The 26,066-nt window shown below is 68.8% G+C and carries 26 protein-coding genes and 2 tRNA genes; 14 read left to right on the forward strand and 14 right to left on the reverse strand.

The genetic code is table 11. The features are described from left to right. Positions 1-193 precede the first annotated feature (193 nt). Positions 194-703: a nitroreductase/quinone reductase family protein gene (locus J2X34_RS23800; RefSeq protein ID WP_181818673.1), complete on the forward strand. Its 510-nt coding sequence runs from the start codon at positions 194-196 to the stop codon at positions 701-703. Positions 704-713: 10 nt separating this feature from the next. Here J2X34_RS23800 and J2X34_RS23805 read toward each other — a convergent pair whose 3' ends face one another. Both J2X34_RS23805 and J2X34_RS23810 read right to left on the reverse strand, forming a co-directional pair. Further along, positions 714-1,283, reverse strand: a complete 570-nt coding sequence (locus J2X34_RS23805; RefSeq protein WP_429519941.1) for a TetR/AcrR family transcriptional regulator — start codon at positions 1,281-1,283, stop codon at positions 714-716. Between the two features lie 3 nt (positions 1,284-1,286). Then, a complete protein-coding gene (locus J2X34_RS23810) occupies positions 1,287-2,717 on the reverse strand; it encodes an amidase (protein ID WP_114719102.1) in 1,431 nt (476 codons plus the stop codon). Positions 2,718-2,848: 131 nt separating this feature from the next. On the opposite strand from J2X34_RS23810, the gene recO reads away from it, so the two are divergent. Genes recO through J2X34_RS23825 form a run of 3 tightly spaced genes read left to right on the forward strand, consistent with a single transcriptional unit; the run spans position 2,849 to position 4,837 of the window. Continuing rightward, a complete protein-coding gene (recO, locus tag J2X34_RS23815; RefSeq protein ID WP_114719397.1) occupies positions 2,849-3,664 on the forward strand; it encodes a DNA repair protein RecO in 816 nt (271 codons plus the stop codon). Then, on the forward strand, positions 3,621-4,433 hold the full coding sequence (locus tag J2X34_RS23820) for an isoprenyl transferase (RefSeq protein ID WP_114719103.1): 813 nt from the start codon (positions 3,621-3,623) through the stop codon (positions 4,431-4,433). Before recO ends, J2X34_RS23820 begins: the two co-directional genes overlap by 44 nt. Positions 4,434-4,441: 8 nt before the next feature. Beyond that, positions 4,442-4,837 (forward strand): hypothetical protein, encoded by a 396-nt coding sequence (locus J2X34_RS23825; protein ID WP_114719104.1) that lies wholly within the window; start codon positions 4,442-4,444, stop codon positions 4,835-4,837. A 72-nt stretch (positions 4,838-4,909) separates the two neighbouring features. Here J2X34_RS23825 and J2X34_RS23830 read toward each other — a convergent pair whose 3' ends face one another. Both J2X34_RS23830 and J2X34_RS23835 read right to left on the reverse strand, forming a co-directional pair. Continuing rightward, positions 4,910-5,347, reverse strand: coding sequence for a Fur family transcriptional regulator (locus J2X34_RS23830; protein ID WP_114719105.1), 438 nt, complete (start codon positions 5,345-5,347; stop codon positions 4,910-4,912). After that, positions 5,344-5,712, reverse strand: a complete 369-nt coding sequence (locus tag J2X34_RS23835; RefSeq protein WP_397484324.1) for an ArsR/SmtB family transcription factor — start codon at positions 5,710-5,712, stop codon at positions 5,344-5,346. Before J2X34_RS23835 ends, J2X34_RS23830 begins: the two co-directional genes overlap by 4 nt. A 187-nt stretch (positions 5,713-5,899) precedes the next feature. Between J2X34_RS23835 and J2X34_RS23840 the strand changes: the two genes are divergently transcribed. Further along, the gene (locus tag J2X34_RS23840) at positions 5,900-7,291 is read left to right on the forward strand and encodes a glycine--tRNA ligase (protein ID WP_114719401.1); all 1,392 of its coding nucleotides are present in this window, start codon (positions 5,900-5,902) and stop codon (positions 7,289-7,291) included. 70 nt (positions 7,292-7,361) lie between these two features. Here J2X34_RS23840 and J2X34_RS23845 read toward each other — a convergent pair whose 3' ends face one another. Further along, positions 7,362-9,419, reverse strand: coding sequence for a TPM domain-containing protein (locus tag J2X34_RS23845; RefSeq protein ID WP_429519942.1), 2,058 nt, complete (start codon positions 9,417-9,419; stop codon positions 7,362-7,364). A 68-nt stretch (positions 9,420-9,487) separates the two neighbouring features. On the opposite strand from J2X34_RS23845, the gene J2X34_RS23850 reads away from it, so the two are divergent. From J2X34_RS23850 to dnaG, 3 genes are read left to right on the forward strand one after another with little or no spacing between them, the layout of a single operon-like run. Continuing rightward, positions 9,488-10,183: a YdcF family protein gene (locus J2X34_RS23850; RefSeq protein ID WP_429519943.1), complete on the forward strand. Its 696-nt coding sequence runs from the start codon at positions 9,488-9,490 to the stop codon at positions 10,181-10,183. Next, entirely contained in the window at positions 10,180-11,469 is a 1,290-nt protein-coding gene (locus tag J2X34_RS23855; protein ID WP_174911286.1) for a deoxyguanosinetriphosphate triphosphohydrolase, read from the forward strand. The genes J2X34_RS23850 and J2X34_RS23855 overlap by 4 nt, the downstream gene beginning before the upstream one ends. 34 nt (positions 11,470-11,503) lie before the next feature. Beyond that, the gene (gene dnaG / locus J2X34_RS23860; protein ID WP_114719109.1) at positions 11,504-13,429 is read left to right on the forward strand and encodes a DNA primase; all 1,926 of its coding nucleotides are present in this window, start codon (positions 11,504-11,506) and stop codon (positions 13,427-13,429) included. 34 nt (positions 13,430-13,463) lie between these two features. Here the strand turns inward: dnaG and J2X34_RS23865 are convergent, their stop codons facing one another. Further along, positions 13,464-13,712: a hypothetical protein gene (locus tag J2X34_RS23865; protein WP_114719110.1), complete on the reverse strand. Its 249-nt coding sequence runs from the start codon at positions 13,710-13,712 to the stop codon at positions 13,464-13,466. Between the two features lie 135 nt (positions 13,713-13,847). On the opposite strand from J2X34_RS23865, the gene J2X34_RS23870 reads away from it, so the two are divergent. Further along, positions 13,848-13,920 (forward strand) — tRNA-Asn (locus J2X34_RS23870). 56 nt (positions 13,921-13,976) lie between these two features. On the opposite strand, the gene J2X34_RS23875 is transcribed toward J2X34_RS23870, so the two are convergent. Together J2X34_RS23875 and J2X34_RS23880 are read right to left on the reverse strand one after the other, a co-directional pair. Further along, a complete protein-coding gene (locus J2X34_RS23875) occupies positions 13,977-14,225 on the reverse strand; it encodes a PLD nuclease N-terminal domain-containing protein (RefSeq protein WP_114719111.1) in 249 nt (82 codons plus the stop codon). 75 nt (positions 14,226-14,300) lie between these two features. Further along, positions 14,301-14,987: a 3'-5' exonuclease gene (locus J2X34_RS23880; RefSeq protein WP_114719112.1), complete on the reverse strand. Its 687-nt coding sequence runs from the start codon at positions 14,985-14,987 to the stop codon at positions 14,301-14,303. A gap of 171 nt (positions 14,988-15,158) precedes the next feature. On the opposite strand from J2X34_RS23880, the gene J2X34_RS23885 reads away from it, so the two are divergent. Both J2X34_RS23885 and J2X34_RS23890 read left to right on the forward strand, forming a co-directional pair. After that, a tRNA-Ile gene (locus J2X34_RS23885) sits at positions 15,159-15,232 on the forward strand. A 1,015-nt stretch (positions 15,233-16,247) separates the two neighbouring features. Then, positions 16,248-16,619: a hypothetical protein gene (locus J2X34_RS23890; protein WP_429519944.1), complete on the forward strand. Its 372-nt coding sequence runs from the start codon at positions 16,248-16,250 to the stop codon at positions 16,617-16,619. 39 nt (positions 16,620-16,658) lie between these two features. On the opposite strand, the gene J2X34_RS23895 is transcribed toward J2X34_RS23890, so the two are convergent. Continuing rightward, positions 16,659-17,753 carry a ParB-like protein gene (locus tag J2X34_RS23895; RefSeq protein ID WP_429519945.1) on the reverse strand — a complete coding sequence of 365 codons (1,095 nt, stop codon included), beginning with the start codon at positions 17,751-17,753 and terminating at the stop codon, positions 16,659-16,661. A gap of 157 nt (positions 17,754-17,910) precedes the next feature. After that, a complete protein-coding gene (locus J2X34_RS23900; protein WP_429519946.1) occupies positions 17,911-18,753 on the reverse strand; it encodes a hypothetical protein in 843 nt (280 codons plus the stop codon). Positions 18,754-19,007: 254 nt separating this feature from the next. Between J2X34_RS23900 and J2X34_RS23905 the strand changes: the two genes are divergently transcribed. The 3 genes from J2X34_RS23905 (at position 19,008) to J2X34_RS23915 (ending at position 21,655) form a co-directional block, all read left to right on the forward strand. Beyond that, positions 19,008-20,135: an NDMA-dependent alcohol dehydrogenase gene (locus J2X34_RS23905; protein WP_114719188.1), complete on the forward strand. Its 1,128-nt coding sequence runs from the start codon at positions 19,008-19,010 to the stop codon at positions 20,133-20,135. Positions 20,136-20,169: 34 nt separating this feature from the next. Beyond that, positions 20,170-20,988, forward strand: a complete 819-nt coding sequence (locus J2X34_RS23910; RefSeq protein WP_174911188.1) for a serine hydrolase domain-containing protein — start codon at positions 20,170-20,172, stop codon at positions 20,986-20,988. 154 nt (positions 20,989-21,142) lie between these two features. Next, positions 21,143-21,655 (forward strand): DUF3145 domain-containing protein, encoded by a 513-nt coding sequence (locus J2X34_RS23915; protein WP_429519947.1) that lies wholly within the window; start codon positions 21,143-21,145, stop codon positions 21,653-21,655. A 179-nt stretch (positions 21,656-21,834) separates the two neighbouring features. Here J2X34_RS23915 and J2X34_RS23920 read toward each other — a convergent pair whose 3' ends face one another. The 4 genes from J2X34_RS23920 to J2X34_RS23935 all read right to left on the reverse strand — a co-directional run bounded on the left by J2X34_RS23920 (position 21,835) and on the right by J2X34_RS23935 (position 25,947). Further along, positions 21,835-23,268 carry an acyl-CoA carboxylase subunit beta gene (locus J2X34_RS23920; protein ID WP_174911186.1) on the reverse strand — a complete coding sequence of 478 codons (1,434 nt, stop codon included), beginning with the start codon at positions 23,266-23,268 and terminating at the stop codon, positions 21,835-21,837. Between the two features lie 101 nt (positions 23,269-23,369). Continuing rightward, complete coding sequence (locus J2X34_RS23925) at positions 23,370-24,617, reverse strand: KasA/KasB family beta-ketoacyl-ACP synthase (RefSeq protein WP_114719191.1); 1,248 nt, start codon at positions 24,615-24,617, stop codon at positions 23,370-23,372. A 7-nt stretch (positions 24,618-24,624) separates the two neighbouring features. Next, complete coding sequence (gene acpM / locus J2X34_RS23930; protein ID WP_114719192.1) at positions 24,625-24,936, reverse strand: meromycolate extension acyl carrier protein AcpM; 312 nt, start codon at positions 24,934-24,936, stop codon at positions 24,625-24,627. A gap of 93 nt (positions 24,937-25,029) precedes the next feature. Then, the gene (locus J2X34_RS23935) at positions 25,030-25,947 is read right to left on the reverse strand and encodes an ACP S-malonyltransferase (protein ID WP_429519948.1); all 918 of its coding nucleotides are present in this window, start codon (positions 25,945-25,947) and stop codon (positions 25,030-25,032) included. Positions 25,948-26,066 lie beyond the last annotated feature (119 nt).

Consider the following 26,066-nt stretch of genomic DNA (forward strand, 5'->3'; position numbering starts at 1 on the left):
CGGGGGGGGGGCGCGGGGGGGGGGGGGGGGCCCCCCGGGGGGGGGGGGGGGGGGGGGGGGGGGGGCCCCGCGGGGGGGGGGGGGGGGGGGCGGGGGGGGGGGGGGGGCCCCCCCCACGACTGTTTCCGGCGCGGCACCCTGTCGACGTGCGACGATGGAGACCTCGACCGGCTCGAGACGAGGTGAGGGTCCGATGTCGAATGAGGGAACCTATCGTGAGGCGAACCCGGTGCGTCGATATCTGATCAGGCAGGGTGCGTCGGCGACGACGGGCCGGGTGCTCGCTCCGGGGCAGCGGCACATCGATCGGGTGGTCTTCGGGATCACTCGGGGCCGGCACACGCTGACGAGCCTGGTGCTGGGGTGGCCGATCGTGATGCTCACGACCGTCGGCGCGAAAAGTGGAGCGCGCCGGACGCTCCCGCTGGTCGGTATGCGGGACGGGAACCGGATGGTCGTGATCGCCTCGAGCTACGGGCGGCCCGACAACCCGGCGTGGTTCTACAACCTGCGCGCACATCCGCGGGCCTCGATGACGGTCGCTGGCGGCGCCTCGCGGCCGGTGCGGGCGCACGAGGCGGAGGGCGCGGAGCGTGAACGGTTGTGGGCTCGGGCGCTGGAGTTCTATCCCGGATGGGCGGAGTACGAGAAGCGGGTCGCCCGGCGGATCCCGGTGATGGTCCTGACCCCCGAGAGCGCGTGACCCGACGCGGTCAGGGCGCCGGGAGGTACGCCCCGCGGACCAGTTGCAGGATGGCCGTCGAGATGTCCTGCCCCGCATCGCCGGTGGCGAGCCGACGCAGTTGCAGGCCGGCGATGTTCGCCACCAGGGTGGGGGCCAGCGACTCCGGCTGTGGGACGCCGAGCGCGGTCAGGATCGTCGCCGTCAGCTCGTCGTACGCCGCGAAGCACTCGGCCGACGCCTCACGGAGTTCGGGATCCCGGCCGGCCTGGATGTAGATCTCGAACGGGGCGATTCGCTCGGCCGAGAAGTCCAGATCCCGCGCGACCTGCTCGGTGAGCGCCGCGGCGTCCTCGAGGCTCAGCCCCTTGTCGCGGTAGGTTTCGGCGAGGTCGCGAAGTCGAGTGGTCTCCTCGGCCACGAACCCTGTCAGCGCCGCCCGCAGCAGGTCGGACTGCGTGGGGAAGTGGTAGGTGATCGAGCCGAGCGAGACCCCGGCCTCGGCGGCGATCCGCCGGTTCGTGACGGCGGGCACGCCGTCGGTGCCGACGATGCGCAGCGCCGCCGCGAGAATCCGGTCACGCACCTCCGTCGAGCCCACCGGTCACCACCACCGGGTCGGGCGGTGGTCCTGCCAACGCTGGACCGACTCGAGTTGCGCCGCAAGCGAAACCAGCATCGGTTCGGTGTTGTCGTGGCCCATCAACTGGACGCCGATCGGGAGCCCGTCGGCGGTGAGGCCGGCGGGGACGTTGACGCTCGGCCAGCCCAGGATGTTCCACGGCCACGTGTACGGGCACGCCGCGGTGATCACCTTGTCGGTCTCGACGCCGCCGATCGCGTCCAACCCCTCCACCCGCGGCGGGGGAGTGGCGGTGGTGGGGGCGAGGATCACGTCGTAGTCGTCGAAGATCTCCCCGACCCGACGTCGCATCCGGGGTTCGGCGGCTCGGGCCGCGCGCAGCGGCAGGCCGGACAGCAGACGTCCGGTGCGGGCGTTGGCACGGGTGCGTGGGTCGACCAACGACGGATCCGGGAGCTGCCCCAGCCACGCGTCCACACCGGCGAGCGACCGGGGAAGGAAGTTGAGGCCCAACAGGATTCCGTACTCCGGGTCGTCGACGGTCACGTCGTGTCCGAGTCGGCGCAGCGCGTGCGCGGTGCGGCCGACCGCGGCCCGGATCTCGGGGTGCAGTGCGGTGGGCGTGGCGGTGAACGGGATCCGCAGCGACAGGGCGATCTTCAACCGTCCCGGATCGCGGCCGACGGCGTCGCGGACCGTGACCGGTGGTGGCTTGTGCAGATCGCCGTCGTGGTTGCCCGCGACGACGTCGAACAGCAGCGCCGCGTCGGCGACGGTGCGTGCGAGCGGTCCGTTGACGGTGATGCCGTGGAACGCCTCGGGCTCGGGCCATGTCGAGATCCGCCCGCGCTGCGGCTTGATCCCGACGAGGTGGGTCCACGCCGCCGGGATCCGGACGGAGCCGGCGCCGTCGGAGCCGATCGCGGCGGACACCAGCCCCGCCGCCACCGCCGCGGCGCTGCCGCCCGAGGATCCGCCCGGTGTGCGCCCGCGGTCCCATGGATTGCGGGTGTGACCGAACGCGCTGCCCCCGGTGAACGGCCACTGCCCGAGTTCGGGGCTGTTGGTCTTGCCGACGATCACCGCGCCGGCGGCGCGCAGTCGGCGAACCACCTCGGAGTCGGCGGTCTTGGCGGGGAACTCGCCCGGACATCCGAACGCGGTGGGTTCGCCGGTGACGTCGACGTCGTCCTTGACGGCGATCGGGACACCGAGCAGCGGCTGGCGCTCCCCGGCCGCGAGTCGGCGGTCGGCTGCGGCCGCCTCGTCGAGTGCGGCGGCCCGGCGCACGATCCGGAACGCGTTGAGTGTGGTCTGGGTGGCCTCGATCCGATCGAGGGCGGCGGTGACGGCCGCGACGGACGAGGTGCGTCCGGCGGCCAGCGCCACGGCCTGCTCCTCGAGCCCCGGAGCGTGCTGTTCGACGTCGTGTTCTTGCAGTTCAGTGCTCATTCCCGCCCCGTCATGCCGACTGTTCGTTCGAACGAACAGTAACGCGTTCCAGTTTTCGGGGTGGGGTTTTGCCGCCCGCGCCTGTCGAGACTCGTCGGTGCGGCGTGGGAGACTGGCCAGGTGAGGTTGTCGTGAGGTTGTACCGGGACTATGCGGTGGTGTTGCGCCAGCACAAGCTGGGCGAGGCCGATCGCATCGTGACCCTGTTGACCCGGCAGCACGGACTGGTCCGGGCGGTCGCCAAGGGGGTGCGTCGTACCAAGTCCAAGTTCGGAGGCCGGCTCGAGCCGTTCGCGCACATCGACGTGCAGCTGTACCCCGGCCGCAGCCTGGACGTCGTCACCCAGGTCCACACGGTCGACGCGTTCGGTGCGGACATCGTCGACGACTACGGCCGCTACACCACGGCCTGCGCGATCCTCGAGACTGCCGAACGGTTGGCCGGCGAGGAGCGGGCCCCGGCCCCGCGACTGCACAGCCTCACCGTCGGGGCGTTGCGGGCGATCGGGGACCAGGCCCGGCCCGTCGAGCTGATTCTCGACGCCTTTCTGCTGCGTGCCATGGGCTACGCGGGATGGGCGCCGGCATTGAACGAGTGCGCCCGGTGCGCGGCTCCCGGACCGCACCGCGCCTTCCACGTCGCGGCCGGTGGCGCAGTGTGTGTGCACTGCCGTCCGCCCGGTGCGGCCACACCGTCTCCGGGTGTCCTCGACTTCATGGACGCGCTGGTGCACGGCCAGTGGCAGGACACCGAGAGTGCGACGTCGTCGATGCGCAGCCAGGCCAGCGGGCTCATCGCCGCGCACCTGCAGTGGCATCTCGAGCGGCAGTTGCGCACGTTGCCCCTGATCGAACGGTCGCGTCCGCATGCGGCGGTCGGGGACCCGGACACGGTCAGGCAGGATGGGGAGCGTGATTCGACGACGCGAACCGCAAGCTCAGCCTGACCGGGAGATCCGCCCTCCCTCCCCGCACCCCTCGGGCGCCCGTCCGCCGATTCTGCAGCCCGAGCTGATCCCCAATCATGTGGCGCTCGTGATGGACGGCAACGGCCGCTGGGCGCAGGATCGGGGGCTGCCGCGGACTGCGGGCCACGAGCGCGGCGAGGCGGTCCTCATGGACACCCTCGAGGGATGCATCGAGATCGGTGTGAAGTGGCTGTCCGCGTACGCATTCTCCACCGAGAACTGGAAGCGAAGCCCGGACGAGGTCAAGTTCCTGATGGGCTTCAACAGGGACGTCATTCGCCGACGGCGCGACGAGATGCACGAGATGGGTGTGCGCGTGCGCTGGGCCGGTCGTCGACCGCGTCTGTGGCGCAGCGTGATCAAGGAACTCGAGATCGCCGAGGAACTCACCAGGAACAACACCGTCATGACGCTGACGATGTGCGTCAACTATGGTGGCCGCGCCGAGATCGCCGACGCGGCACGGGAGATCGCCCGCCGGGCCGCTGCCGGTGAGATCGACCCGGAGAAGATCACCGAGGCCACATTCGCGAAGTACCTCGACGAGCCGGACATGCCCGACGTCGACCTGTTCCTGCGGCCTTCCGGTGAGCAGCGGACGTCGAACTTCCTGATCTGGCAGGCCGCCTACGCGGAAATGGTGTTCCAGGAGAAGCTGTTTCCCGATTTCGACCGCCGCGACCTGTGGGCCGCGTGCGTCGAGTACGCCTCCCGCGACCGCCGCTTCGGCGGCGTCAAGTACCAGTGAGGCCGTCGATGGATTCCTCGGAGGCTCTGCAGGCCCGGGTGCGCGAGGCGCTCGGCGGCTTCGTCGCCGTCGACTCGGACGACGACGGCTCGTTGCGGTTCGAGTACGGCGGCGCACTGTGCTCGCTGCGTGCGGTCACACTCGCGGACGGGCTCGACGTGCTGTCGTTGACGGGAGTGTTGGCGTGGGACCGGACGGTCAAGCCGGCGCTCCACAAGCGGGTGGCCGAGCGCAACGCGCAGCTCCAGTTCGGGTCGATCAATGTGATCACCCGCGGCAAGTTCGCCGATGTCGTGCTGCGCTACACCTTCCCGGCGACGGGGTTGGCCGACGCGCCGCTCACCACGATGCTGCTGCTGGTGTTGTCCGGGGCCGAGGATGCCCGGAAGGGGCTGCTGGCGTAACAGGCGAGCTGCGTGGCCGCCGGGAACCGTCTGTCGGCATCGGCTCGAATTGGTGCGGTCGAGCCTGCCGGGCTACCGCGCCTGGGCGCAGTCCCGACAGGTTCCGAAGATCTCGACGGTGTGGCTGACGTCGGTGAAGCCGTTGCTGTCGGCGATGGTCTGCGACCACTGCTCGACGGCGGGTCCGTCGACCTCGACGGTGAATCCGCAACCGCGGCAGACGAGATGGTGGTGATGGCCGCTCGAGCACCGGCGGTACACCGATTCGCCGGTGTCGGTGCGGAGCACGTCGACGGTGCCGGCATCGGCGAGCGTCTGCAGCGTCCGGTAGACGGTGGTGAGGCCGATGCCCTCGCCGCGCTTGCGGAGCTCGTCGTGCAGTTCCTGGGCGGAGCGGAACTCGGTGATCTCGTCGAGGAGCGCGGAGATCGCGCTGCGCTGCTTGGTCGAGCGCACGCCGACGGCGGCACGTCGGCGTCGGTCGGTTCCGTCCGTCACGTTTTCGGTCATCCTTCTTCCTCTGCGTGGGCCACGGCGTCGACGACGATGTGGGCGAGGTGGTCGTCCACCAGTCGGTACATCACTTCACGTCCGTTGCGTTCGCCGTGTACTACCCCGGCCGCCTTGAGGACGCGGAGGTGCTGGCTGATCAGTGGCTGGGTGACGCCCAGCGCGCCGACCAGTTCGTGGACGCACCGCTGCGACTCGCGCAGTTGGAGCACGATCGCGATGCGGACCGGCGCGGCGAGAGCGCGCAGGATCTCGCCCGCCGAGATGAGTGTCTCCTTCGACGGCATCGGAGCCGCCGGGGTCTCGGTGCAGGGCCCGTGGTCGTGTGCGTCGGCTCGCAGGTCGCCCGCGTCGGCAACGCTCACGGTGTAGCTCCTCGTCTGGGATCGGACAGGGTCGGACATGCCACCTTATTGCAAATCATATCCATTTTGATATGCACGAATGTGCATGTCAACCGGGTGAGTGGACGTCGGCGCGGGTACCGATAGGCTGGACTGGCGAAAACCGCACGTGAACCACGCATCTATTACCCAGATGGAGAGCACCCAAGTGGCACCCAAGTCCAAGATCGATACCGTCGCCAACCTCGCCAAGCGCCGGGGGCTCGTCTACCCCTGCGGTGAGATCTACGGCGGTACCAAGTCGGCCTGGGACTACGGTCCACTCGGCGTCGAGCTCAAGGAGAACATCAAGAAGCAGTGGTGGCGCAACATGGTCACCAGCCGTGAGGACGTCGTCGGCCTCGACTCGTCGGTGATCCTGCCCCGCCAGGTGTGGGAGGCCTCCGGCCACGTCGACGTGTTCACCGATCCGCTCGTCGAGTGCCTCAACTGCCACAAGCGTCACCGCCAGGACCACCTGCAGGAGGCGTACGCGGAGAAGCACAAGCTCGATGACCCGGACGCCGTGGCGATGACCGAGATCGTGTGCCCGGACTGCGGCACCAAGGGGCAGTGGACCGAGCCCAAGGCCTTCTCCGGCCTGCTCAAGACCTACCTCGGCCCGGTCGACAGCGAGACCGGCCTGCACTACCTGCGTCCGGAGACCGCGCAGGGCATCTTCGTGAACTTCGCGAACGTGCTCACCACGTCGCGCAAGAAGCCGCCGTTCGGCATCGGCCAGATCGGCAAGAGCTTCCGCAACGAGATCACCCCCGGCAACTTCATCTTCCGCACCCGCGAGTTCGAGCAGATGGAGATGGAGTTCTTCGTCAAGCCGGGTGAGGACGAGGAGTGGCACCAGTACTGGATCGACTACCGCATGGACTGGTACACCGGCCTGGGTATCAACAAGGACAACCTGCGCCTGTACGAGCACGCGCAGGAGAAGCTGTCGCACTACTCCAAGCGCACCGTCGACATCGAGTACCGCTTCCACTTCCAGGGCAGCGAGTGGGGTGAGCTCGAGGGCATCGCGAACCGCACCGACTACGACCTGGCGACGCACTCCAAGGCGTCGGGCACGGATCTGAACTACTTCGATCAGACCAGCGGTGAGCGCTACACGCCGTACGTCATCGAGCCGGCCGCGGGCCTGACCCGTTCGCTCATGGCGTTCCTCGTCGACGCGTACACCGAGGACGAGGCGCCCAACGCCAAGGGCGGCGTCGACACCCGCACCGTGCTGCGCCTGGACCGTCGCCTGGCCCCGGTCAAGGCCGCGGTGCTGCCGCTGAGTCGCAACGCCGACCTCACGCCGAAGGCGAAGGACCTCGCGACCACGCTGCGTCAGCACTGGAACGTCGAGTTCGACGATGCCGGCGCCATCGGCCGCCGCTACCGTCGCCAGGACGAGATCGGTACCCCGTTCTGCATCACGGTCGACTTCGACACGCTCGAGGACCACGCGGTCACCGTCCGTGAGCGCGACACCATGGCGCAGGAGCGCGTTGCTCTCGACCAGGTCGAGGGCTACCTCGCGCAGCGCCTGATCGGCGCCTGATTTCCCGGCCGAATGTCACATGCGTTCAGTCCAACTGAACGCATGTGACATTCGGCCATTCGGGCGGGGTTCAGAAACGGCCTCCGCCGCCGCGCCCGATACGGCCCGAACTGCTCGGGCCTCCGAAGGACCCGGGTCCGGGTCCGCCCCACCCGCCGCTGCCGCGGCCACCCCAGTTCCCGCCCCTGCTGCCGCGGAGCATGCTGTCGATCAGGATGCCGCCGAGGATCGCGCCGGCCGCATTGCCGCCGCCCCCGGACACGCCACCGCTCGGCGGTCGCTGGTTGCGCTGGTCGTCCTGGTAGCGGTTCACGTCCGCCTGCGCCGCCCATAGTGCCCGCGACGCCAGTTCGGTGGCGGACTGTGCGTGCTGCAGTGCCTTCGACGGATCCGAGCCGGTGAGCTGCTGCGCGGCCTGCAGGTGCCGCTGCGCCTCCGACAGGCGGGTGCGGGCCTCGGCCCCGACGGCGCCGCGCCGGGTGGAGATGAAGTCCGATGCCGCGCTCACCTGGGCCTCGGCCGCGGTGAGATCCTGGTCGAGCCGCTGCCGTGCGCGGTCGGCTTGCTGCCGCGCCTCCTGTGCCTCGGCGAGCACGGCGTCGAGCTTCGCGTCCGCGTCGACGACCTTGGTGAAGCTGCCCAGCGGATCGGTGTCCTTCGCGGCCTGCGCATTCCGCAGCGCCTCCTCGGCGGCGGCCGTCGCGTCGGCGAGCTTTTGTCCGCCCTGCGCAGTGAGCGCGGCCGCGGCGGTGATGCCCTCCTGCACGTCGGCCATCGCCGCCGGCAGCGTCGCGATGGCGTGCCGGATGTCGGTGTCGGCCCGCGCGACGGCGTCGAGCAGTTGACGGGCCTGGTTCAGCGCGCCCTCCGCCGCCCGGATCGCGACCACCGCCGGGCCCTGCTTTCCGGCCGGGAGCGTCGTGGCATCGCGTCCGGCCGCGATGTTCTGCTCCGCGAACGTGATCCGCTCGCGCGCCATCTCGGGATTCTTCTCGACTGTCGCCAGGACCGAGGCCGGGAACTCGCCCCGTAGCGACGCGAGCGTCGCCTCCGCGGACGGGACGCGGACGGTCAGTGAGACGACGTCCTGCGTGAGGGCGTCCAGCCGGGAAGGTGCGTCGATCAGGAGGTCGCGCATCGCGTCGAACTCCGCCACCCGGGCGTTGAGTTCGCGGTCCGCGCGTCCGCAGGTCGTGATGAGTTCGGTGAGCATCTCGCGCTGCTGCTGCGGCGTCTCGGGAATGTCGTCGTCGAGTCGCTGGCGGATCGTGAACGCGGACGCCAGCGTCCGGCGGGCCTGCTCGAAGGCGGTCGTGAACGGCGCGGTGGCATCGGCGCCGAACTCGCCGACGGCCAGGTTCAGCTCCTCCTCGCTGGTGCGGATCGCGTTGTCCATCTCGACGAGGGCGTCCTTGGCGAGCGCATCGAGGGCTGGAACGGGCAGCGCGGCAAGAGCTTCGGGATCGGTGGGATCCACCTGCCGGGCCGCGGCGACGGTCGCCTCGAGACGGTCGCCCCGCTTCTTGCGGGAGTAGAGGTAGACGCCGCCGCCGGCCAGCGCCACCACGCCGACACCGACGCCGAGAACCTTCAGCGATGTGCCCGAGGCGGTCATCGCGTCCCCGAGCCCGCCCGCCGCGGCGATCGCGGCCCCGGACCAGTCCCGCTCGCGCAGGGCCGGTTCCACCGAATCGGTGCGGATCGAGGTGACCTCCGCGTCGGTGACCTCCGAGAGCGCCTGTGGGACATCGAAGTAGTACGCGCGGTCGGTCGTGGCGACCGCGAGCAGCGCGTCCTTGTTCCCCAGACCGCTGAGCTTCGCGGTCTGCTCCGTCCACGCCTTCTCGGAGAGTCCGTCGAAGTCGGCGACGTACACCACCCAGAGCGCGACCTTGTGCTCGTCGTAGAGCGTGTCGAGCGCGTCCTGGACGTCGGAGCGCTGACCGGAGTCGAGAACCCCGGACAGGTCGGTGATGTGGTCCGGCAGCCGCAGCGGGGCCTCGGCCGTGGCGGTCGCGGGCGCGAACAGGAGGGCGCCCAGTGTGAGCAGCGCGGCGACGGCGGTCGCGGCCACCGATCGGCGCGGCGTGTACTGGCGAGCGGGTGAACGCGACGGTGCGTGTGCCATAGGACGAATCTATCCGGTGCCGCGCGTCGTCATCGGTGGCCCGGGCGGGTGACTGGCAGAATCGGGGAGTGAGTACCGCCCCCAGTTACGACCCCCCGGAGCTGTCGCCCCGCCCCGTGCCGCGCCGTTCGTTCGGTGCCGCGGTGGCTCGTTGGGCCGGTCGGGCTGTGCTCGGCGCCGCGTTGATCGGCCTCGTTCTGGTCGGGGGCACGGCCTTCCGGGTGTGGCAGGTGGCGCGGATCACCGACACCACACCGGCCGACGCGATCGTCGTACTCGGTGCCGCTCAGTACGCGGGCACCCCGTCGTCGGTGTTCGAGGCCCGCCTGGACCAGGCCCGCAAGCTCTACGAACAGGGCGTCGCGCCGGTCATCGTCACGGTCGGTGGCAAGCAGGAGGGTGACGAGTACACCGAGGCGGCGTCGGGCCGGAACTACCTGATGGACCAGGGAGTGCCCGGGGATCGGATCACCGCCGTCGAGGAAGGCTCCGACACCCTGTTGAGCATCGAGGCGGTCAGCCGCGAGATGGGGCAGCAGGGCATGCAGTCGGCGGTGCTGGTGAGCGATCCGTGGCATTCTCTCCGGACCCGCACCATGGCCCGCGACGCGGGTCTCGAGGCGTGGACCGCACCCACCCGGCAGGGTCCCGCGGTGATCACCCGGGAATCGCAGCTGCACGGAATAACGAGGGAGACAGGTGCTTTGCTGTGGTATCAGCTCACTCACTTCTCGGCAGACTTCCCGTACACGGCGGGCCAGTGATCGGCCGCGACACACGGGCGCCGTACACCTCGCACGATCTCGACCGACTCGTGTCCGAGGCGCCCAAGACCGCGGGACTGATCGCGGCCGCGGAGTCGTCGCAGCACCGCTCGGCGTTCTCGCGCGACCGCGCCCGCGTCCAGCACTCGGCCGCACTGCGGCGTCTCGCGGACAAGACCCAGGTGGTCGGTCCGCGTGACGGCGACACCCCGCGGACCCGGCTGACGCATTCGATCGAGGTGGCGCAGATCGGCCGCGGCATCGCCGACGGGCTGGGACTCGACCCCGACCTCGTCGACCTGGCCGGCCTGGCCCACGACATCGGGCATCCGCCGTACGGACACAACGGGGAGAAGGCGCTCGACGAGGTCGCGGAGAGCTGCGGCGGCTTCGAGGGCAACGCGCAGAACCTGCGGATCCTCACGAGCCTCGAGCCCAAGGTCCTGGACCCGGAGGGGCGCAGTGTCGGGCTCAACCTCACCCGGGCATCGCTCGACGCCGCCATCAAGTACCCGTGGACCCGGCCGCGGCCCGGGGCGAAATTCGGCGCGTACGACGACGACGCGGCGGTGCTGGCGTGGGTGCGCGAGGGCGCGCCCGAGGGGCGGCAGTGCATGGAAGCGCAGGTGATGGACTGGGCCGACGACGTCGCCTACTCGGTGCACGACGTCGAGGACGGTGTGATCGCCGGCCGCATCGACCTGCGCGTGCTGGGCGACGCGATCGAGGTTCGTGCGCTGGCCGAATTGGGGGCCAGGCAGTTCTCGGGCCTCGTCGTCGACGAGCTGGCGGAGGCGGCCGAACGCCTGTCGAGGCTGCCTGTGGTGACCTCCGTCGGCGACTACGATGGGACGCTGACCAGTTCGGTGGCGCTGAAGAACCTCACCAGCGAGCTGGTGGGCCGGTTCGCGTCGGCCGCCGTCGGCGGCACCCGAGAGGCGGTCGGGCCCGGCCCGCTCACGCGGTATCAGGCCGACCTCGTGGTGCCCTCGATCGTGGCGGCCGAGGTGGCCCTGCTCAAGACCGTCGCGTTGCACTATGTGATGTCCGACGCCGGGCACAAGAACCGCCAGGACCGGCAGCGGGACCGGGTGCACCGGGTGGCCGAGTGGCTGCTGCGCACCGCACCGTCCGGTCTGGATCCGTTGTTCCTGCCCGCGTGGCACGCCGCCGCCGACGACGCCGCGCGGGTGCGGGTGATCGTCGACCAGATCGCGTCGTGCACCGAGAGTCGTCTGGAACGGATCGACAAGCAGAGCCTGGGCGCCCAGGCGAGCTGGGGATAGGTGTTCGCCTGCGGTGAGGGCCTAGACTGCCTTCGTGGCCGGCCGAATCCCTGACAGAGACATCGCGGCCGTTCGCGAACGCACTCGGATCGAGGACATCGTCGGCGAGTACGTCTCGCTCAAGCGCGCGGGCGGCGATTCGATGAAGGGGCTGTGCCCCTTCCACGACGAGAAGTCGCCCTCGTTCCATGTCCGGCCCAATCACGGCCACTTCCACTGCTTCGGCTGTGGTGAGGGCGGCGACGTCTACTCGTTCCTGCAGAAGATCGAACACGTCAGTTTCGTGGAGGCGGTCGAGCAGCTCGCCGATCGGATCGGCTACCAGATCTCGTACGAGGGCGGCGGCACGTCCGTGCAGCGCGACCGGGGTACCCGGGCGCGCCTCGTCGCCGCCAACGCGGCGGCGCAGGAGTTCTACGCGGCGCGTCTGAAGGAGCCCGACGCGCAGGCGGCCCGCGACTACCTCACCGAACGCAACTTCGACGCGGCCGCGGCCGCGCAGTTCGGCTGCGGCTACGCCCCGGACGGCTGGGACACCCTGACCAAGCACCTGATGGGCAAGGGCTTCGAGGCGAAGGAACTCGAGGCCGCCGGGCTGTCCAAGGAGGGCCGACGCGGACCGATCGACCGGTTCCATCGGCGGCTGCTGTGGCCCATCCGCAATCTCTCCGGCGACGTCATCGGCTTCGGCGCCCGCAAGCTGTTCGACGACGACACGATGCCCGGCAAGTACGTCAACACCCCCGAGACGATCCTCTACAAGAAGTCGAACGTGCTGTTCGGTCTGGACCTGGCCAAGCGGGACATTGCGAAGGGCCACCAGGCGGTGGTCGTCGAGGGCTACACCGACGTGATGGCGATGCACCTGGCCGGCGTGAAGACCGCCGTTGCGTCCTGCGGCACCGCATTCGGTGACGAACATCTCGCGATGCTGCGCCGACTCCTCATGGACGACAGCTACTTCCGCGGTGAGGTGATCTACACCTTCGACGGCGACGCCGCGGGCCAGGCGGCCGCGCTGAAGGCGTTCGAGGGCGACCAGAAGATGGCGGGGCAGACCTTCGTCGCGATCGCGCCGGACGGAATGGATCCGTGCGAGTTGCGTCAGCAGTCGGGTGACGCGGCCGTCCGCGATCTGGTCGCGCGCCGCACCCCGATGTTCGAGTTCGTTGTCAAATCCCTTCTCGCCGAACATGATCTGGACACCGCCGAGGGGCGGGTGGAGGCGTTGCGTCGCACCGTGCCGGTGGTCGCGCGGATAAAGGAACCGACGCTGCGCAATCAGTACGCCGTGCAGCTGTCGGGCTGGGTCGGCGAGGAAATTCCGGCGGTGCGCCGTCGGGTCGGGGACGAGGCGCGCAAGATCGCGCGTGGCGGAGGTGGGGCACCGACGAAGCGTCGTCCCGTCGACGACTCCCCGGGAGCGTCGGCGGCGGCTCCGGCGGCCGGTGTGTCCCGCCCGCGGCCCAACGACCCGGCGCTGTGGCCGCAGCGCGACGCCCTCAAGGCGGCCCTGCAGTACCCGGCCATTGCGGGCACGGTCTTCGATTCGCTGCCGGGGGAGACGTTCGCCCATCCGGCCTATGCGGCCGTCCGGGAGGCGGTCGCCGCGGCCGGCGGTACATCCGCCGGTCTCGGCGGTGGTGAATGGGTGGACGCGGTCGGGCGCAATGCGGGCGACCTCGTCGTGCAGTCGATCGTGATGGAACTCGCAGTCGAGCCGCTGCCCGCCGACGAGGACATCATTCCTCGCTACATCCGCGGCGTGCTGGCACGACTGCAGGAGGTCTGGGTCGGCGAACAGGTCGCCGAGCTCAAGTCCAAGCTGCAGCGCGTCTCGCCGACCACCGACTCCGACGAGTTCCATTCCCTGCTCGGTGATCTGGTCGCACTCGAGCAGTACCGGCGCAGCCTGCTCGATCAGGCGATCGGCGACACCAGCGGCGAAGGTATCGCCTGACGGTCGGCGCCGCCGGTGCCGAACCGGGGTGCCGCTAGTTCCTCCGCAGCTGGTCGTGGGGGACCAGGATCGTGGTCCGCTCGTCGATCGGCTTCATCGGCTCGAGCTTGGGCTGCGTGCTGAGCGAATCCGACAGCTTCTGCCGACCCGTCTCGATGACCTTCTTGGTGGCGGGGCTGGTTGCCACGGCCTTCGCGGCCTTGCTGATCTGTTCGTACCGGGCTCGTCCCGCTCGGGTGCCCAGCACATAACCCGCCGCAACGCCTACCAACAACCGCAACATTTCCGGATTCCTCCCGTCGAACTGCCTGCGTACATCCTGCCTGATCCGTCTCTGTTCAGGCGATTTGGTACTTGGGTGGGGGTATGGGCTACAGTTTTCCAGGCACCGCGGGAAACGGCAGTGCCGCCCAGGCAATCCCCTGTAGCTCAATTGGCAGAGCATTCGACTGTTAATCGAACGGTTGCTGGTTCGAGTCCAGCCGGGGGAGCCGAACAGAAGGCCCCTCACCCTAGCGGGTGAGGGGCCTTCTGCGTTTCCGAACGATCAGCGGGGCGGGGAATCCGAACGCATATCGGCGGCGCCGGGTTTGTTGCCCATCAGCAGCCATGCGAGTGCGCCGAGGACCGGCAGCGCCAGCACCACGAGGATCCACGCGAACTTGGCGGGCGTGGTGATGTGTCGGGCGCGCAATACCGAGACGCTCGTCGCCACCACCAGCACGAGCCACAGGAGCGCGACCACCAGCGCGGTGATGTCGAAGGCCACGGGCAGGGTGGGATTGTGCTCGTCCAACTCGGCCTCCCCGGTCCGGTGTGTGCTGGTTCACGGCATCATCGCAGACCGGGGAGCGCTCGGGGCGCTGTGGCGTCAGGCCGCGAGCCGGATCGGCCACTGCCCGTCGACGTCCGACGCGTCGCGGCCCTCGCGCTGGAGGTACTCGGCGAAGTCGCGCTGACGCTCGGCATGCCAGCCTGCCTGACTCGTCATCACGTCGTCGAGCGCGGCGAGTTCGGGGAACCGCTGCGGCAGGATCTGCGCCAGTTCGGCGGCAGCGAGGGCGTCGGACTCCGCCTCGTGCGCCGACCCCAACTCGATCCCGTAGTGCTCGCACAGCGCGCCCAGCGTGCGCTTGCCGCGGCGGTAGCGGTCGACCTCCCGATCGATCACGTACGGGTCGACGACGAGCCCGTAGTCGTCCATCGGTGGCAGACCGAGGCGGCGGCCCTCGGCGTCCATCACGGTGAGGTCGTACGAGGCGTTGAACGCGACGACGGCGTAGCCGGCCGCCCACGCGTCGGTGAGGGCCTGCCGGATCTCCCGGTACCCGACTGCGTAATCCGTGCCGTGCTCGCGCGCGTGGGCCGTCGAGATGCCGTGGATGGAGCTGGCGTCCTCGGGGATGTCGACACCCGGATCGACGATCCAGTTGCGTGACCGGGGCCGCCCACCCTCGACGGTGACCACGCATGCGGTGACGATTCGCGCCGAGAGCGGGTCTCGGCCAGTTGTTTCCAGATCGAACGCGCAGATCGGTCGGGTGGTCCAGTTCTTCAATTCGAGGTCCTTCGGGTGTCGCGGGATCGTGCCGTTCGATCGTGTCGCCGCCCAGTCTGCGGGCAGGCACCGACACGCCCTGTCGGGCACGCGACATGCGCCACCCCGCAGACGGGAACTGTCGAGGGCGGGCGGTAACATTCGGCTGTCCGCGGCGTACTGCCGCGGCAGGGGGCGGTAGCTCAGTCGGTTAGAGCCGTGGACTCATAATCCATTGGTCGCGGGTTCGAGCCCCGCCCGCCCCACGCCAATGCCCCTTTCTCGACGTCGAGAAAGGGGCATTCGTTGTCTGTTCTTCGCTGATGGCAGCGGTTCTGTCGGGTAGCGCTGCCACGACGGGAAACCGCCCCACACGAAGCACATCCAGCCTGCGGACCGGCCTCAGAGGAGCTACAGGCCGAGGCTGTCGTACTCGCACAGCGGTCCCTCGCTTCGATGTCGAGGCGGGGTCGAGGTGGTCGATCGCCGGAACAGTCTCGAGCCGGCCAGGTGCCACTTGCGGATCAAGGTCGGGAGCCAGCCGCTCATGGTGCCTCGCTTTATCGTGATATCGGGTGATCGGGGTAGATCGAGCTTGACCGATCGGAGCCGCCGACAACGCGTCCGTACTACCTACTCGTATACCTGTTCTGGTGTTCGTGTGAAGCGAGTCGCCGCTGCGAAACCTGGACCGAACCCGGGTGCCGCACGGCCGCCACGCCCACTGGACACCGCACTCGTGGCGGCCAGGGGACGCGCCGGTGACTGATCGCCCCGCCTGGTCACAGCGGCGGCGGGGCGATCAGTCAGTGGTAGGGCGGTGTAGGCACTCGCGAGGCGAGAGGCGCCGCCCGCGTGACCCCGCACAGGGGGGATGGGGCCACGGGTTGCCGCCCCGGGGGGAAGGGCGGCGAACTGAGACTAGGCGGGATGCGCGTCGAAAGTCACGCTCGATCGCGAATGTTCTCGACGAGTAGCCGCAGGTCAGAAGGAATTTCAAACAATCGACCGATCGGCCCGCAGCGCCGGAACGTGATTCTGTTCCGAAAGACGCAGCACGGTCGGTCGCCGACAGCGGCGCCATGGATCTGAATTTCAGAAACGGGCGATCTCAACATGTAGGAGGGCGGCGGCAAGTCCTGGAGCAACGCGTTGACCGACTTCACTCGGGTGCTCTCGCTCCAGATCGAAATGTTCTTTCACTCGTTCGGTCATAGCGACACGGTGGGTTGGCGCGCGACGCGACGTCCCGGATTCGGTGGCATAGCCGACAATCGGGGAATGGGCACACCGGTGCGGGACTCGTCCGACGGCTCACCCGGCTTCTGCGATCGTCCGAGCACCCCGATCGCAGTCGATGTGGCCCGCGCGATCGCCTGGTGTGTGGGGTTGATCGGACTGCTCGTGGTGCCGGCCTGGCTCTGCTACGTCGTCCTGATATCCGAGGCGTCGTTCTTCGGGGAGGCGCCGTCGTCGACGAGTCTCGAGCGTGCCGACGAGGCGCGCATGTGGGGCCGAGCCGTCGCGACGTCCGCTCTGGTCGGCGTGACCGGAACAGCGGCGTGGTCCTTCCGGCGCGGTGTCCGCGCTTGGGGACTACTCGCACTGGCCGCGATCGGGGCGGTCACGACGGCCTTCGTCTGGGCCATGTGACGGCCGCGCGGCCAGTGCGGCCAGTGCGGCGATGAGGCGTCAGCGGGAGAGGCTGTTCTTGTATTCGATTGCGTAGGCGATCTTTCCGGGCTTGTCGTCCGAGTACGGCTTCGACAGCTTCGCGAACTCGCCCTTCGATTCGGCCTTGCCGTCGTTCCACTGGGGGAGGACGCCGAGTTCGCGGGCGGTGAAGCCACTCTGGACCGCGGAGTCGGCCGGAAGCGCGGTCTGCGCCCGGGTGGCGCGCTTGACGGTGTCGAGGTAGCCGGCGAGGTCGTTGCGGTTCCAGTCGGTCAGGTCGATGCCGGAGGTCTCGCGGACCCAGGCGCCCCAGTAGAACTCCTGGAACGGGATGGTGCCGGCGGTGAAGCCGATGTCCCGCGAGAAGTACATCAGGCTGCGGTACTTGTCATCGGCGAAGTTGGCAAGCCCGACACCGGCCGGAAGTTGCTCCACCGGAACCGTATTACCGTCCACATCGCGGTCCCAGACCCACTTGTTCTTCTTCATCTCGGCCCAGAAGTCCTGGGTGGAGAGTTGGCTGAGGTTGTCGAGCACCCGCAGGCGGACGTGCAGGTTCGGGCCGCCGTCGGCCAGTTCGTAGAACGACGTCAACGTGTGGTGGCCGTCGGTCAGATACGGCGCTCCACCCGGGCCGATCACGACGGTCTTCATCGGCGCGATCGTGTCCTCGGTCTCCTGTCCCGCCGGCACCTCGCACGTGAACGACGCGGGATCGGCGAGAGTGGCCGTCGGCGCGGCGGTCGCAGCCTTCGCTTGGCCGTTGGCCTCGCACCAGTCGTCGAACTTCTTGTTGATCGCATCCTTGCCGAGGGTGTAGCGGCCGAGCTTGTAGTAGACCTCGTCGTAGCCGAGAGACGGCTGCGTGGCGTGGACGTCGCCGATGCGCACGTCGAGCAGATCACCGGACTGGGCGCACAGATAGTCGGTGTCCGGCAGGGAACCGGTGGACAGCGATCCTGTCGACAGCGAACCGAAGGCGCCCGCTCCGTCGCAGATCGGGGCCCGCTGCGCGACGGTGTGCGGAGCAGCAGTGGCCAGGCCCGCTGCACCCGGAGCGGCGAGGGTGGCAACGGCGAGGGCCGTGAACGCGGTGCGACGGGCGAGGTGCATGGATGGACACTCCGGTTCGAGGGTGGTGGCGTGTGTTCGGGTGCACACCATCCCCGCGCGGGATGTCCGGACCGATGACTCGGCGAATACATCCGGTGACGGTGACGTGAACGGCATGTCCGACTCGACGCGGCCCTGGCTGTCCGCTGTCGTGTCGCTACGTCGTCAGCATGAACACGAACAGCAGGGCGCAGACGATCCAGTTCGAGACCGCATGGGCCGCGGCCGCCGTCGCGAGTGCCGGGGCTCGAAGCTCGGCCCTGAGGGAGCGGGCGCGTCGGCTTGCCTCGTCCTCCCCGTCCTCCCCGTCCTCCCAGGCGAGGCGCAGGCGCGTGTTCTCGGCTCGCACTGCCGCCCGCTCGGCCTGCACCCGATCCCAGTGGTGCGGATCATAGGGGGCGCCGACGGGAAGCGGGGGACAGTCGATCACGGCCGGTGGGGGCACGTTACGCAGCTCCGCGATCCGCTCTCGGTTCCCGCGCACCGCCACCAGATACAGGCGTTCGAAGTAGAACCCGCTGACGATCAGGGCGATGCCGGCTGCGACGGGGATTCCCATCGCCAGGTGGATCAGCCCGAACGTGACCTGGGTTCGGACGCGGGTGGCCATCGTCCACTCCTCGGCGCCGGCTCGGAAGGTGCGCTCCTCGTCGTGGGCGAGGAAGGGCACCAGTAGGACGAGCGCCGCGGGTATCGCGAGGGACAGTGCCGACCATACGAATCCGCTGTTGTCGGTCTGCCCCAGCGCGATGTTGCCGCTACCGCCGAGCGCCGACCACCATCCGAACCTCAGGATCGGCACGGCCTCGGACAACACCCAGAAGGTTCCCGCGACAACGGTGAGTTGCATGGCTGCGGCGGGCACCATCCACCACCGGATCGCGCGGACGGTCCGTAGGTACGTCGCGCGACGAGCTCGGCTGCGTGCCAGTTGCTTGACGGTCAGGCCCATCGATGTCACGACGAGCGCAAGGACGAAGACTGAGACGATGTCGGACACGAACTGCTGAGTTCCTCCCCTGAAGCCAACTCGACAACGGAAACGTCTCACGGGATACCGACAGATCAGGTCGAGCGTCCAGTCGGTCCGGGTGGGCCCGGCGGGAGTCCGGCGCCGTGAATGGGCGGTGACCTGGGAAGTTCTCCCACTCAGTGGGCCGGTTTCCTACTCACCGCCTAGAACGTGTTCCAATTTAGAAGATTTGTGGCTATCGTCACAGCAATCGGTTGTTAGGTATGGAAGGGCGGTTGCAAATGAAGACCAAGGGCGCGTTGCTGTGGGGCATCAACGAGAAGTGGTCGATCGAGGAGATCGAACTCGGTGACCCGGTCGCCGGCGAGGTTCAGATCCGCATGGAAGCCGCCGGCATGTGCCACTCCGACCACCACATCGTCACCGGTGCGACGCCGATGGCGTCCTACCCGGCCATGGGCGGCCACGAGGGCGCGGGTGTGATCACCAAGGTCGGCGAGGGCGTCACGGATCTCGAGGTCGGCGACCACGTCGTGCTCTCGTTCATCCCGGCCTGTGGACGCTGCCCGTCGTGTTCGTCGGGCCATTCGAACCTGTGCGACCTCGGCATGGGGCTGCTCAGCGGCCAGGCCATCGCCGACGGCACCTACCGCATCCAGGCGCGCGGGGAGAACGTGATCCCGATGAGCCTGCTCGGCACGTTCTCGCCCTACATGACGGTGCACCAGACGTCGGTCGTCAAGATCGAGAAGGACATCCCGTTCGAGCTCGCCGCCCTCGTGGGCTGCGGTGTCCCGACCGGATGGGGTTCGGCGACGCACGTCGCCGACGTCAAGCCGGGTGACTCGGTCGCCATCATCGGTGTCGGCGGCGTCGGTATGAGCGCCCTGCAGGGTGCCGTCGCGTCGGGTGCACGCCACGTGTTCGCGATCGACCCGGTGCCGTTCAAGCGCGAGCAGGCCCTCAAGTTCGGCGCCACGCATGCCTTCGCCTCGATGGAGGAGGCGATCGTGCCGATCATGGAGATCACCTGGGGTCGCATGTGCCAGAAGACGATCATCACGGTCGGTGAGATGAAGGGCGAGTACGTCGACCCGGCCCTCACGCTCACCGCCAAGAACGGCCGCTGCGTCGTCACTGCGATGGGCCACATGGCCGACATGGACGTCAAGCTCAACGCGTTCCTGTTCGCGATGCTGCAGAAGGATCTGCAGGGCAACATCTACGGTGGCTGCAACGCCCGCGTGGACATCCCGAACCTGCTGAACCTGTACCGGGCGGGCCTGCTCAATCTCGAGGACATGGTCACCAACACGTACTCGCTCGAGCAGCTCAACGAGGGTTACCAGGACATGCTCGACGGTAAGAACATTCGCGGTGTGGTCCGCTACACCGAAGCGGACTGGTGAACCTCTGATCGGACGCCCCTCGTAGTCTGATCGGGTGCAGACTCTCGATCGGATCGGGCAATGGCCGGTGGACAACGCCTCGGCTGCCGTCGTCGACGGTGGCCGAGGCGTTGCGCATTTCGGTGACCAGGAGCGGGTGTATCCACTCGCGTCCGTGACGAAGCTGTTGTGCGCGTATGCCGCTCTCGTGGCCGTCGAAGAAGGGGCGATCGAACTCGACCAGCCCGCCGGCCCACCCGGCGCCACGGTGCGACACCTGCTCGCGCACACGTCGGGTCTGGCATTCGGCGAACACAAGGTGCAGGCGGAGCCGGGCGCCAAGCGCATCTACTCCAGCGCCGGGTTCGAGGTGCTGGCGGACTTCGTCGAGACCGAGACCGGGATCGGGTTCGCCGACTACGTGGCCGAGGCAGTGTTCGCGCCGTTGGGGATGGTGAACTCCGCCCTCGTCGGTTCCGCCGGGCACGGGGGACAGGCGAGCACGGCCGACCTCGCGCGGTTCGCCGCCGAACTGCTGCGCCCCATCCTGATCTCGCCGCAGACCCACACCGAGGCCACCAGCGTGCAGTTCCCCGGACTTGCCGGCCTGCTGCCCGGCTACGGCCCGCAGCGGCCCAACGACTGGGGGCTCGGCTTCGAGATCCGGGACGGCAAGAGTCCGCACTGGACCGGCTCGGGCAACTCCTCGGCCACCTACGGGCACTTCGGCCAGTCCGGGACCTTCCTCTGGGTGGACCCGGCCGTCGACGCCGCGTGCGTCGTGCTGACGGATAGGGCTTTCGGGGACTGGGCGAAGCCGCTGTGGCCGGCATTGAGTGACGGCGTCGTCGCCGAGTTGCGCGCCCGTCGGTAGATCAATTTACTGCTATCACTGGCGTAACAGTGGCATCACAGGGCACACTGGTCGACGTTGTGTCGCTCTGTGAAGTCGCGATTGCGACACAGCCGGCTCCACTTGATCGAGGTCGTTGGGGAAGACGTCCCTCGTCGAAGCTGGAGGTGTTGCAGTGCGCTCGTTGAACCAGTTCGAGGATGCGACGACCGGAGTGATCTACGTCCACTCGTCGCCCGCCGCCGTCTGTCCACACGTCGAGTGGGCCCTCACCTCGATTCTCGATGCCCGCGCCAACCTTCGCTGGACGGCTCAGCCCGCGGTCGGCGGCACACTACGGGCAACCTGCGACTGGTCCGGCCCTGTCGGTACCGGGTCCAGGCTCGCGGCGGGCCTGCGGGCCTGGCCCCTGCTGTACTTCGAGGTGACGGAGAACCCGAGTGACGGCGTGGACGGCGAACGATTCAGCCACGTGCCGGGCCTCGGGCTGTGGCGCGGTTCGACGAGTGCGAACGGGGACGTCGTCGTCGGCGAGATGCGACTGCGGGCGCTGCTCGCGAAGGGCGCCGACGGTTTCGCCGCCGCCGTGGAGCACGCCCTCGGCACGCCGTGGGACGAGGTGCTCGAGCCCTACCGCAGCGGTGGCGAGGGCGCCGAGGTGACCTGGCTGCGCCGCGACGTCGGCTGAGTCGGTTCGGTCGTGTCCTTTTCCGGGTGTGGCCGATTTCTCTGTGGTGCAACGAGATCCGGCAAACCGGACGGCGTCGACGAGGGTGGTGAGTCTCGGCCCGGCAGTGGAGTGGGCCGTCGGGACCCAAAAGTGATGGGGCCCCGCGGTGCGGGGCCCCATCACTCAGTGTCGTCGTGTCACAGCGGGATGTTCTTGTGCTGTCCACGGCCGGCCGGTGCCGCGGCGAGGGCCGCGGTGATGACGCTGCGCGTCTTGGCCGGATCGATCGTCTCGTCCACCACGCCGATGGAGATGGCGCGGCCGACACCGCCGGCGATGGCCTCGTGCTCGGCGGCGAGGCGATCGTGCAGCGCCTCGCGCTCCTCCTCCGGCGCGGCGGCCAGGGCGCGCTTGTGCAGGATGCCGACGGCAGCCTTGGCGCCCATGACCGCAACCTCGGACTCGGGCCACGCGTACACCGCGGTGGCGCCCAGCGCGCGCGAGTTCATCGCGATGTAGGCGCCGCCGTAGATCTTCCGGGTGACCAGCGTGACGCGGGGAACCGTGGCCTCGGCGAAGGCGTGCAGCAGCTTCGCGCCGCGGCGCACGACGCCTTCCCATTCCTGGCTGACACCGGGCAGGTAGCCGGGGACGTCGACGACCACGACCAGCGGGATGCCGAAGGCGTTGCACAGGCGGACGAAGCGGGCGGACTTCTCCGCGCTCTCCGAGTTGAGGCAGCCGCCCAGGCGGAGCGGGTTGTTGGCGATCACACCCACCGTGCGGCCGCCGAGGCGTCCCAGGCCGGTGACGATGCTGCGCGCCCAATTGCCCTGCAGCTCTTCGAAACTCGACTCGCCCTCGACGTTGTCGAGCAGCTCGTGCACGATCGGGCGAACGTCGTACGCGCGCTTGGCCGACTCGGGCATCAGCGCCCGCAGGTCGGTGTCGCCGTGCTCGGCGGCAGCGAGATCGAACTCGCCCTGCTCGCAGAACATCGACACCAGGCGGCGGGCGCGATGGTAGGCGTCGTCCTCGTCGTGTGCAGCGATGTGCGCGACGCCGGACTTCTTGGTGTGCGTATCGGGGCCGCCGAGCGAGGCCATGTCGACCTGCTCGCCGGTCACGCTCTTGACGACGTCGGGTCCGGTGACGAACACGCGGCCCTCGGGGGCCATGATCACGATGTCGGTGAGCGCGGGGCCGTAGGCGGCGCCGCCGGCCGCGAAGCCGAGGACGACGGAGATCTGCGGGACGAGGCCGGACGCACGGACCATGGCCTCGAAGACCAGTCCGACGGCGTGCAGCGCCTCGACGCCTTCGGCGAGGCGTGCGCCGCCCGAATGCCACAGTCCGATGACGGGCGCCTTCTCGGCGATGGCGGTGTCGATGGCGGCAACGATGTGCTTGCAGCCTTCGATGCCCATGGCGCCGCCCATGACGGTGGCGTCGGAGCAGTAGGCGATGGTGCGAACGCCGTCGATCTCACCGGATGCGGCGAGTACTCCGGACTTGTCGCGGGGATGTAGGGGCACGACGGTACCGGCATCGAACAACTTGGCGAGACGCGCGAGCGGATCGCGCGGATCGGTTGATGCTTCGGTGTTCGTCGCGGGGGCCATGACGGTCATCGAGTCCTCCTTGAGCGAGCCCATATGGGGCGAGGGTTCGGGGGTGGGGACCCCGGGGTGCGGGGCCCCCCACCTGGCTGTCCAGCGAAGTTCGGCTGGGATCAAGCCCGGCCGAAGGCGAGCGCGACGTTGTGCCCACCGAAACCGAACGAGTTGTTGATCGCGAAATCGATGTCGCCGTACCGGGGTTCACCCTTCACGACGTCGAGATCGATCTCTGGATCCTGGTTGTCGAGATTGAGCGTGGGGGGAATGACGCCCTCACGCACACTCAGGACCGTGAGCACGGCCTCGAGGGCGCCGACGGCGCCGATCGAGTGGCCCAGTGCCGACTTGGGCGCATACACCGCAGCATGCGTGCCGACCGCGGCCTGGATGGCCAGTGCCTCGGCGATGTCGCCGATCGGGGTCGCGGTGGCGTGTGCGTTGATGTGCTTGATGTCGGACTTGGTGAGACCGGCGGTCTCGATGGCCCGGGTCATGGCGCGAGCCGCACCCGTGCCTTCCGGATCGGGCGCCACGATGTGGAATCCGTCCGAGGTGATGCCGGCGCCCAGCAGGCGGGCGTGAATCGTCGCCCCGCGTGCCTTCGCATGCTCCTCCGTCTCGAGGACCATCATTGCGCCCGCTTCGCCGAAGACGAAACCGTCCCGGTCCTTGTCGAAGGGGCGCGAAGCCGCCTTCGGGTCGTCGTTGCGAGTGCTGAGCGCGCGCATCATTGCGAAGCTCGCGATCGGCACGGAGCCGATGTTGCCCTCGACTCCGCCCGCGACGACGATGTCCGCGTCGCCCATCGCGATCATGCGGAACGCATGCGCGATGGCCTCCGAGCCGGACGAACACGCCGAGACCGGCGTGATGACACCGGCGCGCGCGCCGAGTTCCAGTCCGACGGTGGCCGACGGACCGTTCGGCATCACCATCTGAACCGCGAACGGGGACACCTTGCGGTACCCGCCTGCGCGCAGCTTGTCGACGGCGTCGACGAGCGCCTCGCCGCCGCCGAGTCCGGTGCCGATGACAACCCCGAGGCGATCCTTGTCGACCTCGGGGCTGCCGGCGTTCTGCCAGACCTGACGACCCAGAACGAGAGCGAGACGTTCGACGAAGCTCATCCGGCGGATCTCGACCCGGGACAGTGCGTCGTCGAACGGGACCTTCAACTGGCCACCGAAACGCACTGGTAGATCGAATTCCTCCACGAATGAGCCATCGAGCACGTCGATGCCGCTCTCACCGGCCAGCAGGCCCTTCCACGTGCCATCCACATCTCCGGCGACCGACGTCGTAGCCGCAAGGCTGGTGACGACGATGTTGGGGAATCTCCCTCGGGTAGAAGCGGAAGTCACGTTCGGCTCACTCGTCGTCGTTCTTGGCGGCCTCGAGCTTGGCCTTGACGGTCTCCGCGGTCTCGCCGCCCTCGGCCTCGACCTTCTGGATGTAGGCGACGACATCGCCGACGGTGCGCAGGCTCGCGAGATCCTCGTCCGGGATCTTCACGCCGTACTTGTCCTCGGTCTGGACCGCGATCTCGACCATGGACAGCGAGTCGATGTCGAGGTCGTCGACGAACGACTTCTCGATCGTGACCTCGGACGGCTCGATTCCGGTGACCTCTTCGATGATCTCGGCGAGGTTGGCGATGATGTCTTCCTGGTTGGCGGCCACTACGTGGCTCCCTTCTTCATTCGATGTGTCGTCTTCTGTGGGTCCGGGGCGGCCGGGGCCGACCCGGTGCGCGCATCGTGAGCGCGCAGCAAGCTAACCGACTTCGGTGAACTCGGTCAGTGCGGAGAGATCCCCGGGTTCCTTGAGCGCCGCGGTCGGGGTGCCGCGCATTTCGCGCTTGGCGATTCCGATCAGGGTGCCCGCCGGGGGGAGTTCCGCGATCGCCGAGACCTGCGCGGCCCGCAGGCTCGCGGTACACAGGTCCCAGCGCACAGGTCGGGTCACCTGCGCGGCCAGCTTAGTCAGGGCATCGGCACCGGAGGTCACCGGCGCGCCGTCCGAGTTGGAGAGCAGAGTGCGGGACGGATCGTTGGGTGTGATCCGCGACGCGGCCTCGGCCACGGCGTCCTGAGCAGGCGCCATGAACCGGGTGTGGAACGCACCCGCCACCGGAAGTGCCCGTACGCGGGCCTTCTCGGGCGGGTTCGCGGCGAGCTGCTCGAGTGCGTCGAGTCGCCCGGCCGCCACGATCTGGCCCGCCGCGTTGCGGTTGGCCGGCGTGAGATCGAGTTCCTCGAGCCGGGACAGGACGGCGTCCTCGTCCCCGCCGAGCACCGCCGACATTCCGGTGGGCTCCAACGCACACGCCTTCGCCATCTCGCCACCCCGGATCGCGGCGAGCATCACCGCGTCGTCGGAGGAGAGCACGCCGGCGACCGCGGCCGCAGCGAGTTCGCCGACGGAGTGACCGGCGGCGATGGTGTCGGAGGGGATCTGGCCGCGACGTTCGAGCTCCTCGTAGGCGAGGAGCGCGGCAGCCACGACCAGCGGCTGGGTCACTGCGGTGTCCGTGATCTCCTCGGCCGAGGCGGAAGTGCCCAGGCGTACGAGATCGAGGCCGGAGGCCTTGGACCACAGAGCCACGCGATCGTGTGCACCCGGCAGCTCCAGCCATGGGCTGAGCATGCCGGGGGTCTGAGAGCCCTGACCCGGGGCTAGCAACGAAATCACGCTTTCAAGGGAACACTGCGGGTGCAGGTCTGCGAGATGTTGTCGGGGATGAAACCTGGACACGTGTTTTGTAGGTTTCCTACAAAAAAGCACGTCGGCCGCCGTTATCGAATTCGGGC

Origin of the sequence: Rhodococcus sp. BE178 (assembly GCF_050433545.1) — a bacterium.
Lineage (GTDB): Bacteria > Actinomycetota > Actinomycetes > Mycobacteriales > Mycobacteriaceae > Prescottella.